This window comes from Roseomonas sp. KE2513 (assembly GCF_016107305.1).
In the GTDB taxonomy this organism is placed as follows: domain Bacteria; phylum Pseudomonadota; class Alphaproteobacteria; order Acetobacterales; family Acetobacteraceae; genus Roseomonas.
In genome coordinates this window covers 1-367 of sequence record NZ_RCVR01000201.1, presented here as the reverse complement: position 1 = coordinate 367, position 367 = coordinate 1, and the positions used below count along the sequence as shown (strand labels likewise).

General features: G+C 68.1%; 1 pseudogene. It reads right to left on the bottom strand.

Annotated features, from left to right (window positions below):
• Nucleotides 1–303 (bottom strand): annotated as a pseudogene (locus tag D9599_RS30950) (IS3 family transposase); the annotation flags it as partial.
• Nucleotides 304–367: the final 64 nt, after the last annotated feature.

Here is a 367-nt window from a genome sequence, read left to right as displayed (position 1 = left end):
GCCCTCGAGCGCCGCGACCTTGGCCTCCAGCAACTCCCGTTCGAGCATCTCGCCCAGCCTGGCCTTGAGCCGCTCGCTCTCCAGCGCCTCACCATCAGCAGGTCGCGTCGCCAGGCTTGCCTCACCACCAGCCAGGAAGGCGTCGCGCCAGCCGCTCAGGACCGCCGCCGTGACACCCAGCGCTCGTGAGACCGTCTCCAGGTCCTCGCCCCGACGCAGCCGAAGCACCGCATACCGCTTGCGCTGCCGCGACATCCGACCACCCCGACCTGGACCGGCGGCATCCATCGTCTCCGTCGTCATCATACACCCCATCGGCAGATACCGTCCGCTTGCGGGGCATCTCATTCAACTGTGGAGCAGAGGA